10 protein-coding genes are annotated in these 14566 nt (G+C 61.2%); 6 read left to right on the top strand and 4 right to left on the bottom strand.

All coding sequences use genetic code 11. The annotated features are described in order from the left end of the window. Positions 1–2: 2 nt before the first annotated feature. Positions 3–1766, top strand: a complete 1764-nt coding sequence (locus M2397_RS19560) for a cation:proton antiporter (protein ID WP_131697709.1) — start codon at positions 3–5, stop codon at positions 1764–1766. 75 nt (positions 1767–1841) lie between these two features. On the opposite strand, the gene M2397_RS19555 is transcribed toward M2397_RS19560, so the two are convergent. The 3 genes from M2397_RS19555 to uvrD all read right to left on the bottom strand — a co-directional run bounded on the left by M2397_RS19555 (position 1842) and on the right by uvrD (position 5627). After that, a complete protein-coding gene (locus M2397_RS19555) occupies positions 1842–2249 on the bottom strand; it encodes an SMI1/KNR4 family protein (RefSeq protein WP_017739032.1) in 408 nt (135 codons plus the stop codon). A 135-nt stretch (positions 2250–2384) separates the two neighbouring features. Continuing rightward, entirely contained in the window at positions 2385–3254 is an 870-nt protein-coding gene (locus tag M2397_RS19550; protein ID WP_131697707.1) for a Tim44 domain-containing protein, read from the bottom strand. A 189-nt stretch (positions 3255–3443) separates the two neighbouring features. Then, positions 3444–5627, bottom strand: coding sequence for a DNA helicase II (gene uvrD / locus M2397_RS19545; RefSeq protein WP_131697706.1), 2184 nt, complete (start codon positions 5625–5627; stop codon positions 3444–3446). A gap of 279 nt (positions 5628–5906) precedes the next feature. On the opposite strand from uvrD, the gene M2397_RS19540 reads away from it, so the two are divergent. The 3 genes from M2397_RS19540 to M2397_RS19530 all read left to right on the top strand — a co-directional run bounded on the left by M2397_RS19540 (position 5907) and on the right by M2397_RS19530 (position 10230). Further along, positions 5907–8780, top strand: a complete 2874-nt coding sequence (locus M2397_RS19540) for an EAL domain-containing protein (protein ID WP_259244263.1) — start codon at positions 5907–5909, stop codon at positions 8778–8780. 161 nt (positions 8781–8941) lie between these two features. Continuing rightward, entirely contained in the window at positions 8942–9808 is an 867-nt protein-coding gene (gene hexR, locus M2397_RS19535; RefSeq protein WP_010168370.1) for a transcriptional regulator HexR, read from the top strand. Between the two features lie 224 nt (positions 9809–10032). Further along, positions 10033–10230, top strand: coding sequence for a PA3496 family putative envelope integrity protein (locus M2397_RS19530; RefSeq protein ID WP_074848013.1), 198 nt, complete (start codon positions 10033–10035; stop codon positions 10228–10230). On the opposite strand, the gene M2397_RS19525 is transcribed toward M2397_RS19530, so the two are convergent. Next, positions 10160–11134: a LysR family transcriptional regulator gene (locus M2397_RS19525; protein ID WP_131697704.1), complete on the bottom strand. Its 975-nt coding sequence runs from the start codon at positions 11132–11134 to the stop codon at positions 10160–10162. The two genes, M2397_RS19530 and M2397_RS19525, sit on opposite strands and share 71 nt — an antisense overlap. Before the next feature lie 195 nt (positions 11135–11329). On the opposite strand from M2397_RS19525, the gene M2397_RS19520 reads away from it, so the two are divergent. Next, a complete protein-coding gene (locus tag M2397_RS19520) occupies positions 11330–12745 on the top strand; it encodes an acetyl-CoA carboxylase biotin carboxylase subunit (protein WP_003213442.1) in 1416 nt (471 codons plus the stop codon). Positions 12746–12756: 11 nt separating this feature from the next. Then, entirely contained in the window at positions 12757–14565 is a 1809-nt protein-coding gene (gene oadA, locus M2397_RS19515) for a sodium-extruding oxaloacetate decarboxylase subunit alpha (RefSeq protein ID WP_167655902.1), read from the top strand. Position 14566: the final 1 nt, after the last annotated feature.

The raw sequence follows: 14566 nt of genomic DNA, 5'->3' as shown, positions 1-14566 counted from the left end.
CCATGCACGCCATCAGCTTTATTCAGGACTTGGCCGTGATCATGCTGGTGGCAGGGGTGGTCACCGTCCTGTTTCACCGCCTCAAGCAACCCGTGGTGCTGGGGTACATCGTCGCCGGCTTCATCATTGGCCCGCACACACCGCCGTTCGGCCTGATCCACGACGAAGACACCATCAAGACCCTCGCCGAGCTGGGGGTCATCTTCCTGATGTTCTGCCTGGGCCTGGAGTTCAGCCTGCGCAAACTGTTCAAGGTGGGGGCCACGGCGTTTATCGCGGCCTTCCTGGAAATCATCCTGATGATCTGGATCGGCTACGAGATTGGCCGCTGGTTCGACTGGAACACCATGGACTCGCTGTTCCTCGGCGCGATCCTGGCAATTTCCTCCACCACCATCATCGTGAAGGCACTCAATGACCTGAAGATGAAAAACCAGCGCTTCGCCCAACTGATTTTTGGTGTGCTGATTGTGGAAGACATCCTCGGCATTGGCATCATCGCCTTGCTCTCGAGCATCGCCGTCAGCGGTACGGTGAGTTCCGGCGAGGTGTTCTCCACGGTCGGCAAGCTCTCGCTGTTCATGATCGTCGCGTTGGTCATCGGTATTTTGCTGGTGCCGCGCCTGTTGGCCTACGTGGCCAAGTTCGAAAGCAACGAAATGCTGCTGATCACCGTACTGGGCCTGTGTTTCGGTTTCTGCCTGCTGGTGGTCAAGCTGGAGTACAGCATGGTGCTGGGGGCGTTTCTGATCGGCGCGATCATGGCCGAATCCCGGCAGTTGGTTAAGATCGAGCGCCTGATCGAGCCGGTTCGCGACATGTTCAGCGCGATCTTCTTCGTGGCGATCGGCTTGATGATCGACCCGCAGATTCTCCTGCAATACGCCTGGCCGATCGCGGTGATCACCGTGGCCGTGGTGTTGGGCAAGATGCTGTCCTGCGGCCTGGGTGCCTTTATCGCCGGTAATGACGGCCGTACCTCATTGCGCGTAGGCATGGGGCTGTCACAAATTGGCGAGTTTTCCTTCATTATCGCCGCGCTGGGCATGACCTTGCAGGTCACCAGCGACTTCCTGTATCCGGTGGCGGTGGCCGTTTCGGCGATCACTACACTGCTCACGCCATACCTGATTCGCGCTGCCGACCCTTTGTCATTGAAGATCGCCGCCGTGATGCCAAAGCGCATGAGCCGGGTGTTTGGCATGTACGGCGAATGGTTGCGCAGTATTCAGCCTCAGGGCGAGGGCGCAATGCTGGCGTCGATGATCCGCAAGATCATCCTGCAGGTGGGCGTTAACCTGGCGTTGGTGATCGCGATTTTCTTCGCCGGAAGCTTTTTCGCGGTGCGCATTGGCGGGTATCTGGAGGGTTGGATCAGTGATCCAAGTTGGCAGAAGGCGTTGATCTGGGGTGGGGCATTGCTGTTGTCGCTGCCGTTCCTGATTGCGGCGTACCGCAAGCTCAAGGCGCTGTCGATGTTGCTGGCGGAGATGAGCGTGAAACCGGAAATGGCCGGGCGACATACCCAGCGGGTGCGACGGGTGATTGCGGAGCTGATCCCGATTTTGTCGCTGCTGGTGATCTTTGTGCTATTGGCAGCTTTGTCGGCCAGTATTCTGCCGACCAACAAGTTGCTGGTGCTGATTGCCGCAGTCACGGCGGCGGTGGCGGCCGTGCTCTGGCGATGGTTCATCCGTGTGCATACGCGGATGCAGGTCGCCTTGCTGGAGACGCTGGATAACCATAAGGATACGCCGGAGCACTAGTGGGGGCCGCTACGAGGTCCGGCGCGGGACAAGCCCGCTCACTACAGCAAGCCCGTTCGCCAGGGGGATCAGGTGTCAGCTTTCCAGCCAGACGTCCCGCGCCCAGTGCCACACCGACTCCCAGGTTTCTTCGGTGACGAGTTCTTCTTCGCCGGACCACAGCACCACGGTGCCGTCTTCTTCGACGCAGTAGTAATCGTCGCCGTCCTGGCAGATCGGGATCATGCTGCGGTCAACGCCGGCATCCCATGCGTTGGCGGCCACGTCCGGCAGGTAGGTGTGCGACTGCGGGTCGGTGACGGTCACCGGCTCCAGGCTGCCGTACACGACATCGCTGACGGTCAGCAGGAACTCGCGAAAGACAAACGGGATGTCGATGAACAGCTGTTCTTCGATTTCCACCAACTGATCTTCATCAGGCAGTTCCAGGGGAACCGGGACCGGTTCGTTGGCTTCACGCAATTGTTCGATGATTTCTTCCACGTCCGGGATCCTCTTGCTGATGGCGCGGTTTATAGGGGGGTTTTATACAGTAGCTTGCTATAAGTGCAACCGTGAAATAGAAAACCCCGGACAGGTCCGGGGTTTTTTGTTACGGCTTGCTCAAGCGCGTGGGTATCAGCCGTTCTGGCGGATACCGGCGACCAGCCATGGCTGGTTGTCGCCTGGGGCACGTTCCATGTTCCAGCTTTCGCTGAACACTTCACCCTGGTCGAAACGCGAAGTCTTCGACACGCCGCTGAAGGTCAACGTTGCGATGGTCTTGTCGGCACGATCATCCACACCGTCCAGTTGCACGCGCAGGTCGTCGATATAGGTCGACTGGAAGCCGTCGCCCAGGTCGGCGCGTTCGCGCTTGAGGAACTCCAGCAGTTGTGGGGTCACGAACTCGGAGATCTTGTCCATTTCGTTGGCGTCCCAATGCTGCTGCAGGGACTGGAAGTGGCTGCGGGCCGCTTCGATGAAACGCTCTTCGTTGAACCAGGCCGGTGCGTTGATCACCGGGCGGGCTGCGGCAGGCGCTGCCGAACCACCGAAGATCGAACCCATGGCTGGCTTCTGTTCGAACACTTCACGCTGCATCGGCGCGCCGGCTGGAGCCAGCTGCTCCTGCTGCTTGCGGCGACGGGCGGCGATGAAACGGAAGACCAGGAAGGCGATGACCGCCATGATCAGGATGTCGAAGATCTGCATGCCCTGGAAGCCGTCGCCCATGAACATGGAAGCGAGCAGGCCACCGGCCGCGATACCGGCCAGAGGGCCCAACCAGCGCGAAGCACCGCCGGCCTTGGCAGCGGCGCCAGCAGCACCGGCTGCGCCTGCGGTCGCGGCAGCACCGCCTGCACCGGCGGATGGAGCCATTTGGCTGGTCTGGTGAGTCGGTGCCGCGCCCGAGCTTTTGCCGCCACCGAAGCGTTTGGCGTTGGCGTCGAGGCTCATCGTCAGGCCGATGCACAACGCCATGGCGATGCTAAGAAAACGTTTCATAAAGGGAATTCCCATTTGTGGATTGCACGCGCGCCATGTTGCACAGGTGTAGTGACAGTGGCTAGCGACATAATGTTTCGGGCTTTTGCGTAAGACCGAATCAGAATGGTCTGTAGGACTTATTACAGATATTGGCCCGCGCTCGTTGAAAACAAGGGCGGGCCAATAACCTTCATGTTGGCAAATGTTTCAGACCGCTTCGAGCTTCGCGTAGCCCATCATCAGCCATTTGCTGCCTTCGGCGAAGTTCACCTGCACCCGTGCCTGGGCACCGGCGCCTTCGAAGTTGAGAATCACCCCTTCGCCGAAGATCGCATGCTTGACCTGCTGGCCCAGGCTGAACGGGGTTTCCGGAATCTCGGAACCGGCGAACATGCTGCTGGAGTTCTGCTGCTGACCGCCGCCGAACGGGCGGCTGACGCTGTTGGACAGGCGCACTTCCTGGATCAGGCCCTTCGGCACTTCACGTACGAAGCGCGACACCTTGTTGTAGGTCTCGCTGCCGTAGAGGCGTCGGGTCTCGGCGTAGGTCATCACCAGGTTCTGCATCGCGCGGGTGATGCCTACGTAGGCCAGGCGGCGTTCTTCCTCAAGGCGGCCGGGCTCTTCCAGGCTCATCTTGTGGGGGAACAGGCCTTCTTCCATGCCCACCAGGAACACATACGGGAACTCCAGGCCCTTGGCGCTGTGCAAGGTCATCAACTGGATGCTGTCTTCATGCTCATCGGCCTGGGTGTCGCCGGCTTCCAGGGATGCATGGCCGAGGAAAGCGGCGAGCGGAGTCAACTCTTCGTCTTCCTCGGTGTTTTCGAACGCGCGGGCGGCGCTGACCAGTTCCTCAAGGTTTTCTACCCGGGCCTGGCCTTTCTCGCCTTTTTCCGCTTCGTGATAGGCAATCAGCCCGGACTGCTCGATCACCGTCTGGGTCATCAGGTGCAGGGGCATTTCCGAACATTTGGCGGCGAGGTTCTCGATCAGCTCGACAAATACCCCCAGCGCGCCAGCAGCACGCCCCGTCAGGCCTTTATTGGCGATGAGCAGGCGCATGGACTCCCACATCGACACATCGGCATGGCGCGCGTGGTCGCGAATCGCCTCGACGGTTTTCTCACCGATGCCGCGCGCCGGGATATTGATGACCCGCTCCAGCGCCGCATCGTTGCCACGGCCTTCGAGCAAACGCAGGTAAGCCATGGCGTTCTTGATTTCCGCACGCTCGAAGAAGCGCTGGCCGCCATAAATGCGGTACGGGATGCGCTCGCGCAGCAAAGCCTCTTCCAGCACCCGCGATTGGGCGTTGGAGCGGTACAGGATCGCGATGTCGCTGCGCGCCAGGCCGGTTTTCAGTGCGCTTTCGATGGTTTCCACCACGTAGCGTGCTTCATCGTGCTCGTTGAACGCGGCGTACAGGTTGATCGCTTCGCCTTCGCCACCGTCGGTCCACAGCTCTTTGCCCAGGCGCCCGGTGTTATTGGCGATCAAGGCGTTGGCGGCCTTGAGGATGCCGGCGGTGGAGCGGTAGTTCTGCTCCAGGCGGATGGTGACCGCGTCCGGGAAGTCTTCGGAATACTGGTAGATGTTCTCGATTTTCGCGCCACGCCAGCCGTAGATCGACTGGTCGTCGTCGCCCACCACCATCAGGCTGTCGCCGCCCTTGGCCAGCAGGCGCAACCAGGCGTACTGCACGGCGTTGGTGTCCTGGAATTCGTCCACCAGAATGTGACGGAAGCGTTTCTGGTAATGGGCCAGCAAGCCCGGGTTGTCGCGCCACAGGTCGAGGGCGCGCAGCAGCAGCTCGGAGAAGTCGATGACACCGGCGCGTGCGCAGGCCGCCTCGTAGGCCTCATAGATGCTGCGCATGGTGGCCAGGAACAAATCGCCGCTGGCCTGGATGTGCTGCGGGCGCAGGCCTTCGTCTTTCTGGCCGTTGATAAACCACTGGGCCTGGCGCGCCGGCCAGCGCTGCTCGTCGAGACCCAGCTCGCGGATCACGCGCTTGACCAGGCGTTGCTGGTCATCGCTGTCGAGGATCTGGAAGGTCTGGGCCAGGCCCGCTTCCTGCCAGTGTGCCCGCAGCAGGCGGTGTGCCAGGCCGTGGAAGGTGCCCACCCACATGCCGGCCGGGCTGATGCCCATCAACTGCTCGATGCGATGGCGCATCTCGGCAGCGGCCTTGTTGGTGAAGGTCACCGACAGGATGGAGTGCGGGGACGCGTTCTCGACCTGGATCAACCAGGCGATACGGTGCACCAGCACTCGGGTTTTACCGGAGCCAGCACCGGCCAGGACCAACTGACGGCCAACGGGGGCCGCTACGGCCTGGCGTTGGGCATCGTTGAGAGAGTTCAGCAAAAGAGAGAGATCATCGCGCATCGGCGCATTCTATGGGCCTAAGGAGACTCGGGCAAATCCCAATGCCGGGTGGTCGACGCAAAACGTCACGCGTGATCCCACCGGGGCAAACATTCCGGCGTGACTGATGACCGGTAAGTCATGGCCCACAGCCCGCGCGGTGTCTTGCTCAAGGGGTCTGGCACCAAGGTTTGCGGCCAATCACTGCATGATTTTTATGATCTGGAGCAGTTTGGCCCAAGCGCTTGCTTGTGTATGCTCCGTCGACGTTTCGGGCTCACCATTATAAGAACACTGCCTATGACTCTCAGCAACGACCTGCTCGGCCCCTCGGCGGCGCCCGCGCAGGTTATCCGCAAACATTACGCCACCGAGATGGCGGTCGAGCGCACACGCCTGCTCTATCAGGGCTCATTGCTGCCCACCTTATTAATGCTGGTCAACGGCCTGGTCTGCGCCTGGCTGCTATGGAACCCCAAGCAATACCTGCTGGACAGCATCTGGCTGGTCTGGCTGCTGGCCCTGGTGGCGATGCGCGTGATCCAGGTGGCAGCCTTTGATTCAGCCATGCCCAGCCGGCAGGCCCAACCGATCTGGCGGCGCATGTTCATGCTCGGCTCGGCGGTCAGTGGCCTGACCTTGGCCACCGCAGCCATCGCCCTGGTGCCGGTCGACAGCTTTATCCAGCAGGCCTGGGTGTTCGGCCTGATCGGTGCGGCGACGTTGTCAGCCAGCGTCGCCTACGCAGTGAGCTTTCCGGCGTTCTTGTCCTTTGCCTTGCCCTGCCTGGTGCCGGCGATCGTCTATCTGTTCTGGAGTGGCGCCCCGCAGCAACAGGGCTGGGGTGTGCTTGGCCTGATCCTGCTGGCGTCCCTGAGTGTGGTGGCGTGGCAGGTCAATCGCCTGATCCAGCGTGGGCTGTTGCGGCGGTTCCAGAACCAGGCATTGATCGAGCATCTGCAGCAGGCGCAGCAGCGCAGCGAGCAACTGAATCAGGATCTGGTGCGCGAAGTCGAGCAGCGGCGTCAGGTTGAGCAGGAGCTGCGTGAGGCGCAAGTCGGCCTGCAGGACCGCATGGCGCAACGCAGCCAGGAACTGGACGCCGCCAGCCTTGCCCTGAATAAAAGCGAGGCGCGCCTGGCCATGGCCCTGCAAGCCAGTGAACTGGGCCTGTGGGACTGGAACCTGCAAACCGACGAGGTTCATCACACCCAGCTCAAGGAGCTGTTCGGCCTGGAGCCCGAGCACGTCACGGCCATGCTCGGTCACCTCAAGCCGCGCCTGCACCCTGACGACCTGCCGCTGCTCAAGCGGGCGCTGGTGGAGCACCTTAAAGGACGCACTGAGGATTACCAGGTGGAATACCGCGTGCGCCACGGCGATGGCCACTGGGTGTGGATCGAAGACCGCGGTCGCGCCGTGGAGCGTGCACCCAGCGGGCGAGTGATTCGAATGCTCGGCACCCGCCGCGACATCAGCGCCGGCAAAGCCCTGGAAGAGCAGCAGCGGTTGGCCTCGACCGTATTCGAGGCAGCCAGCGAAGGCATCGTGATCCTTGACCCGGACTACGCGCTGATCGCGGTCAACCAGGCTTTCAGCCGCGTCACCGGCTTTGAAATCGACGATATGCTCGGTCGCAATGTCGTCGAGCTGCCCAGCAGCCGTGATGCCCGGCGCCACTTCCCGGTGATCCGCCAAGCCTTGCTCAGCCACGGCACCTGGCAGGGCGAGTTGGTGGAAACACGCAAGAACGGTGAGCTGTATCCACAGTGGCTGCAACTGAATGTAGTGCGTGATGTTCGCGGAAACGTCAGCCATATCGTGGGCTTCTTCGCCGATCTGTCAGCGCGGCGCGAATCCGAGGAGCGCATGCGCTACCTCACCCACTACGATGAGTTGACCGGCCTGGCCAACCGCTCGTTGTTCCGCGAACGGCTGCGCGAGGCGCATCAGCGTGTACGCCAAGGCGGGCGCAGCCTGGCGTTGCTGCATATCAACCTCGACCGCTTCAAGTTGCTCAATGACAGCCTGGGTCATGAAGTGGCCGACCAGTTGCTGCAAAAAATGGCCCGTCGGTTGATCAATGCCTTGCCCGAGGCCGACACCATCGCGCGTTTGTCCGGCGATGAATTCGCCGTGCTGTTCGACGCCTACGGCAACCTGTCGAGCCTGGCCCGAGTGGCCACGCGGCTGCTGGCCAAGCTGCGGGTGCCGGTGACGGTAGAAGGGCATGAGTTGGTGGTGAGTGCGTCGATGGGGATCAGTCTGTTGCCGGATAACGCGCGGGAAATTTCTGCGCTGGTCAGTCAATCGAACATGGCCATGCAGCACGCCAAGCACCTGGGCGGCAATAACTTCCAGTTCTACACCGACAGCCTGCAAGCCAGCACCCTGGAGCGTTTGCAGCTGGAAAACCATCTGCGCAAGGCCATTGATGAGCGCCAGCTCACGGTGTTCTACCAGCCGAAACTGTGCCTGGCCACGGGCAAGCTTAACGCTGCCGAAGCGCTGATCCGCTGGGAGCACCCGCAATGGGGCATGGTGCCGCCAGGCGACTTTATCGGCCTGGCCGAAGAAACGGGCCTGATCGTACCGCTGGGCGAATTCGTGCTGCGCCAGGCGTGCTGGCAGGCCTGTGAGTGGCAGCGCCAGGGTCTGGCACCGATCCGCGTGTCGGTGAACCTCTCGGTGCACCAGTTGCGCCAGGGCAAGCTGGTCAGCCTGGTGCGCCAGGTATTGGAAGAGACCGGCCTGGACCCGCAATACCTTGAGCTGGAGCTGACCGAAAGCCAGTTGCTCGACAGTGTTGAACACATCATTGCGACCTTCCAGCAACTGCGGGACCTGGGCGTGAAGCTGGCGATCGACGACTTTGGCACCGGCTATTCATCCCTCAGTTACCTCAAGCGTATCCCTGTGGATTACGTGAAGATCGACCAGACCTTTATCCGCGGCCTCGGCCAGGGGCGGGAAGACGCCGCTATTACCCGAGCGATCATTGCGATGGCGCACGGCTTGGCGCTCAAGGTGGTGGCCGAAGGCGTGGAAGATCAGCAGCAGCTGGATTTCCTGCGTACAGAACGATGCGATGAGGTGCAGGGCTACCTGATCAGTCGGCCGATGGAGGCCGAGGGGCTGGCAGATTTGTTACGCAGCAATGCAGATTTTCCCTGAAGACAGTCCTCACGCCCATATGGCTACAAGGCAGCTACCCGCTGATTCAAAGGGCATCAGGGCGATTTAGTGATGCATCGGGCGGGCAAAACGACAATTCTTGTAGTATAACTACAAGCTTGCTACATCCCTGGCCCCGCCAATAACAAGAGTCCTGCCCTTTGAACCTGTTGCAACATATCGCCCAGTCGCGCCACCTGTTACGCAAATCGGAACTCAAGGTTGCCGATCACGTGCTGCTTGACCCTGCGGCCGTGATGCACAGTTCCATGGCCGATCTGGCCCACAGTGTGGGCATCAGCGAGCCGACCATCGTGCGCTTCTGCCGCGCCATCGGTTGCTCCGGATTCCAGGACTTGAAGCTCAAGCTGGCCCAGAGCCTGGCCGCCGGCGCGAGCTTCGGCCAATTTGCGATTCACGAAGACGATTCCGTCGCCGACTACAGCCTGAAAATCTTCGACACAACCTTGCACACGCTCATGGAGGTGCGCGAGAAGCTTGACCCGGTGGAGTTGCAAAAGGCGGTGACCGCCATGTCCCAGGCCCAGCGTGTGGAGTTCTATGGTTTCGGCGCGTCCGGTGCGGTGGCGGCCGACGCCCAGCACAAATTTTTCCGCCTGCTGCTGACCGCGGCGGCCTACAGCGACCCGCACATGCAGGCGATGTCGGCGGTGACCTTGAAGCCGACCGACGTGGCGATCTGCATTTCCCAGTCGGGCCGCTCCAAAGACCTGCTGATCACCGCCAACCTGGTGCGTGAAAGCGGCGCGACGTTGATTACCTTGTGCCCGAGCCAGACGCCGTTGGCGGAGCTGTCCACGGTCAACCTGGCGATCGATGTGCACGAAGACACCGAGATCTACACCCCGCTGACCTCGCGTATCGCTCACCTGGTGGTGATCGACGTGCTGGCGATGGGCGTGGCCATGGCGCGGGGCCCGAGCCTGGTCAACCACCTCAAGAGCGTCAAGCGCAGCTTGCGCAGCCTGCGGTTGTCGCCCAAGTCCGTCAAAGCCCTCGACGACTGATCCAGGGCCATACACGCTCAAAATGTGGGAGGGGGCTTGCTCCCGATAGCAGTGGGTCAGTCAAAGAGAAATCGGCTGATGTACCGTAATCGAGAGCAAGCCCCCTCCCACATTTGGATTGTTTACCTATTCGGAAGATTCATCGTCCTGTAACCCCTACGCCGTTAAACCGTCATCGCTACAACCCATCCTGTACTCCCCGTACTCGCATTGGGAGACTCCAAATGGCCCGGCCCTACGAAGACAGCAACAGCTCCGTCAAAACCCGTCGTCAGCAGGAAGACCAGCGCCGCATGGCGTTCCGTCGCGCAATCGAAGACCGCTGCGACCAGCGTCAGCTGCAGCAGAGCATCAGTGACTACCCGGAACTCCATTGGCAGGCGCCCGCGGCTGCCCAGCGAAACGTTCAGCCAACGCGCTGATCTGCACCCGTTCGCTGCGGATAAAGCCCAGGAACGCATGGGCCACCGGTGACAGGCGCTTGGCTTTGGCCTGCACCAGGCACCAACTGCGGTACAGCGGCAGTTCTTCCACCGGCAGCTCCTTGAGCCCGCCGGTGGCCAGTTCCATATTGACCGCGTGGCGCGTCAGCAAGGCCACGCCAAGGCCGGCGCAGACGCATTCACGTTGCGCCTCGGCGGAGGCCACTTCCACCGTCTGGGTGAAGTGCACGCGTTTCTCCTTGAAATACTCCTCGCAAGCCAGCCGTGTGCCGGAACCCGGTTCGCGCAGCAACAGCGTGTAGGGTTCCAAGTCCTGCAAGCGCAGCGGCCCTTGCAGGCTCAAGGGATGATCGGGTGGGGCCACGGCCACGATCGGGTTGTTGAGAAACGGCAGGAATTCCAGGCCCATGTCCTGGGGCACCATGGACATGATCACCAGGTCGTCGCGGTTGTCGGAGAGGCGCCGAATCACCTGGGCGCGGTTGACCACGGTCAGGTGCAGCTGTACTTCGGGATGCTGGCGCTTGAACGCGGCGAACAGGTGCGGCACGAAGTACTTGGCGCTGGACTCAATCGCGAGCTTTAGCTGGCCTTGCAAAGAACCCTGCATGTCCGACAGCTGCATATCGAGGTTTTCCAGGCGTCCGAAGATATCCCGACTGGCCCGTTGCAAGGCTTCGGCAGCTTCGGTCATGTAGAGCTTTTTGCCGACATAATCGAACAGCGGCTGGCCGATCAGCTCTTCCAGCTGGCGAATTTGCAGGCTAACGGCCGGTTGTGTGAGAGACATTTCCTCGGCGGCGCGGCTGTAGGAGCGCAAATCACACACTTCATTGAAGATCTGCAATTGACGCAATGTCATACGCATCAAAGACTTACGCATTATTCGATTCCTCTCTCCCCAGGCCGGCCGGCCAACTATAAGTCTTTACTTATGCACGACCCAATAATTATTGATTTTTGTTAATCCCTCCACGGGCTTAGTGTGTGCCTGCGACTGGCTTGAAACATTTGGTCACGCGCCGACCCGGCTCCAGCGGGTCGAAGAACGCAGCAATCGGCTCAAGGGAATTTCCAAGTGATAAAAAAGATCCTGATCGCCAACCGTGGTGAAATTGCCGTACGAATCGTGCGTGCATGCGCCGAGATGGGCATTCGCTCGGTCGCGGTTTACTCGGACGCCGACCGCCATGCCTTGCACGTCAAGCGTGCCGACGAAGCCCACAGCATTGGCGCCGAGCCGCTGGCCGGCTACCTGAACCCGCGCAAGCTGGTGAACCTGGCGGTGGAAACCGGTTGTGATGCGCTGCACCCCGGTTACGGCTTCCTGTCGGAAAACGCCGAGCTGGCGGATATCTGCGCCGAACGTGGAATTAAATTCATCGGCCCTTCGGCTGAAGTGATTCGCCGCATGGGCGACAAGACTGAAGCCCGCCGCAGCATGATCAAGGCCGGCGTGCCGGTTACGCCCGGTACCGAAGGCAACGTTGCCGACATCGCCGAGGCCCTCACCGAAGGCGACCGCATTGGTTACCCGGTGATGCTCAAGGCCACCTCCGGTGGTGGCGGTCGCGGTATCCGTCGCTGCAACAGCCGTGAAGAACTCGAACAAGCCTTCCCCCGCGTGATCTCCGAAGCCACCAAGGCCTTCGGCTCGGCGGAAGTGTTCCTGGAAAAATGCATCGTCAATCCCAAGCACATCGAGGCGCAGATCCTTGGTGACAGCTTCGGCAACGTGGTGCACTTGTTCGAGCGCGATTGCTCGATCCAGCGCCGCAACCAGAAGCTCATCGAAATCGCTCCGAGCCCGCAACTGACCCCGGAACAGCGCGCCTACATCGGCGACCTGTCGGTGCGCGCGGCCAAGGCCGTGGGCTACGAGAATGCCGGCACCGTGGAGTTCCTGCTCGCCGAAGGCGAGGTGTACTTCATGGAGATGAACACCCGGGTGCAGGTGGAACACACCATCACCGAAGAAATCACCGGGATCGACATTGTCCGCGAGCAGATCCGCATCGCCTCAGGCCTGCCGTTATCGGTAAAGCAGGAAGACATTCAGCACCGTGGCTTCGCGTTGCAGTTTCGCATCAACGCCGAAGACCCGAAGAACAACTTCCTCCCAAGCTTCGGCAAGATCACCCGTTACTACGCGCCCGGCGGCCCCGGCGTGCGTACCGACACAGCGATCTACACCGGCTACACCATCCCGCCGTTCTACGACTCCATGTGCCTGAAACTGGTGGTCTGGGCGTTGACCTGGGAAGAAGCCATGGACCGCGGCCTGCGTGCCCTGGACGACATGCGCCTGCAAGGCGTGAAGACCACTGCCGCCTATTACCAGGAAATCCTGCGTAACCCGGAATTCCGCAGCGGCCAGTTCAACACCAGTTTTGTGGAAAGCCACCCTGAGCTGACCAACTACTCGATCAAGCGCAAACCCGAAGAGCTGGCCCTGGCCATCGCCGCCGCCATCGCCGCCCACGCAGGCCTGTGAGGAACATAATAATGAGCAAGAAAATCTTCGTAACCGACACTATCCTGCGCGACGCCCACCAATCGTTGCTGGCGACCCGCATGCGCACCGACGACATGCTGCCGATCTGTGACAAGCTCGACAAAGTCGGCTACTGGTCCCTGGAAGTCTGGGGCGGCGCCACCTTTGACGCCTGCGTACGCTTCCTCAAGGAAGACCCGTGGGAGCGCCTGCGCAAACTGCGCGCCGCGTTGCCTAACACGCGCCTGCAAATGCTCCTGCGTGGCCAGAACCTGCTGGGCTACCGCCATTACAGCGACGATGTGGTCAAGGCCTTCGTGGCCAAGGCTGCCGTCAACGGTATCGACGTATTCCGCATCTTCGATGCCATGAACGACGTGCGTAACCTGCGCGTGGCCATCGAGGCGGTAAAAGCCGCTGGCAAACACGCCCAGGGCACCATCGCCTACACCACCAGCCCGGTGCACACCGTCGAGGCTTTTGTGGCCCAGGCCAAGCAGCTGGAATCCATGGGTTGCGACTCGATCGCGATCAAGGACATGGCCGGCCTGCTGACTCCGTATGCCACCGGTGAGCTGGTCAAGGCGCTGAAAACCGAGCAGAGCCTGCCGATCTTTATCCACTCTCACGACACCGCCGGTTTGGCTGCGATGTGCCAACTCAAGGCCATCGAAAACGGTGCCGACCATATCGACACCGCGATCTCCAGCTTCGCCTGGGGCACCAGCCACCCGGGCACCGAGTCGATGGTCGCCGCCCTTAAAGGCAGCGAATTCGACACCGGCCTCGACCTGGAGCTGCTGCAAGAGATCGGCCTGTACTTCTATGCCGTGCGCAAGAAGTACCACCAGTTCGAAAGCGAATTCACCGCCGTCGACACCCGTGTGCAAGTCAACCAGGTACCGGGCGGGATGATTTCCAACCTGGCCAACCAGTTGAAAGAGCAGGGCGCTCTCAACCGCATGAGCGAAGTGCTGGCTGAAATTCCACGGGTGCGTGAAGACCTCGGCTTCCCGCCCCTGGTGACCCCGACTTCGCAGATCGTCGGCACCCAGGCGTTCTTCAACGTGCTGGCCGGTGAGCGCTACAAGACCATCACCAACGAAGTGAAGCTGTACCTGCAAGGCGGCTACGGCAAGGCGCCGGGCACGGTGAACGAGAAGTTGCGTCGCCAGGCCATCGGCAGCGAAGAAGTGATCGACGTGCGCCCAGCCGACCTGCTCAAGCCGGAGATGACCAAGCTGCGCGGCGAAATCGGCGCATTGGCCAAGTCCGAAGAAGACGTGCTGACCTACGCCATGTTCCCGGACATCGGGCGCAAGTTCCTCGAGGAACGCGACGCCGGCACCCTGACGCCAGAGGTGCTGCTGCCTATCCCTGAGGCCGGCGGCGTGGCCCGTGCCGGTGGTGAAGGCGTGCCGACTGAGTTCGTCATCGACGTGCACGGCGAAAGCTACCGCGTGGACATCACCGGGGTCGGCGTGAAAGCCGAAGGCAAACGCCACTTCTACCTGTCCATCGACGGCATGCCGGAAGAAGTGGTGTTCGAACCGCTCAACGAATTCGTCGGCGGTGGCGGCAGCAAGCGCAAGCAGGCCAGCGAGCCGGGGCATGTCAGCACGGCGATGCCGGGCAATATCGTCGATGTGCTGGTCAAGGAAGGCGATGTGGTCAAGGCCGGCCAGGCCGTGCTGATCACCGAAGCGATGAAGATGGAAACCGAAGTGCAGGCTGCGATTGCCGGCAAGGTGACCGCCGTTCACGTGGCCAAAGGCGACCGGGTGAACCCTGGCGAAATCCTGATTGAAATCGAAGGCTGAT

This window comes from Pseudomonas sp. BIGb0381, assembly GCF_024809815.1.
Classification (GTDB): domain Bacteria; phylum Pseudomonadota; class Gammaproteobacteria; order Pseudomonadales; family Pseudomonadaceae; genus Aquipseudomonas.
The sequence above is the reverse complement of the archived record's forward strand: the minus strand, read 5'-3'. Positions and strand labels throughout refer to the sequence as shown.

Excerpts from the sequence above, each read along its gene's own strand:
- M2397_RS19560 (WP_131697709.1), top strand. The coding sequence starts at position 3 with ATGCACGCCATCAGCTTTATTCAGGACTTGGCCGTGATCATGCTGGTG.
- M2397_RS19550 (WP_131697707.1), bottom strand. The coding sequence starts at position 3,254 with ATGAAACGTTTTCTTAGCATCGCCATGGCGTTGTGCATCGGCCTGACG.
- uvrD (WP_131697706.1), bottom strand. The coding sequence starts at position 5,627 with ATGCGCGATGATCTCTCTCTTTTGCTGAACTCTCTCAACGATGCCCAA.
- M2397_RS19540 (WP_259244263.1), top strand. The coding sequence starts at position 5,907 with ATGACTCTCAGCAACGACCTGCTCGGCCCCTCGGCGGCGCCCGCGCAG.
- M2397_RS19530 (WP_074848013.1), top strand. The coding sequence starts at position 10,033 with ATGGCCCGGCCCTACGAAGACAGCAACAGCTCCGTCAAAACCCGTCGT.
- M2397_RS19525 (WP_131697704.1), bottom strand. The coding sequence starts at position 11,134 with ATGCGTAAGTCTTTGATGCGTATGACATTGCGTCAATTGCAGATCTTC.
- oadA (WP_167655902.1), top strand. The coding sequence starts at position 12,757 with ATGAGCAAGAAAATCTTCGTAACCGACACTATCCTGCGCGACGCCCAC.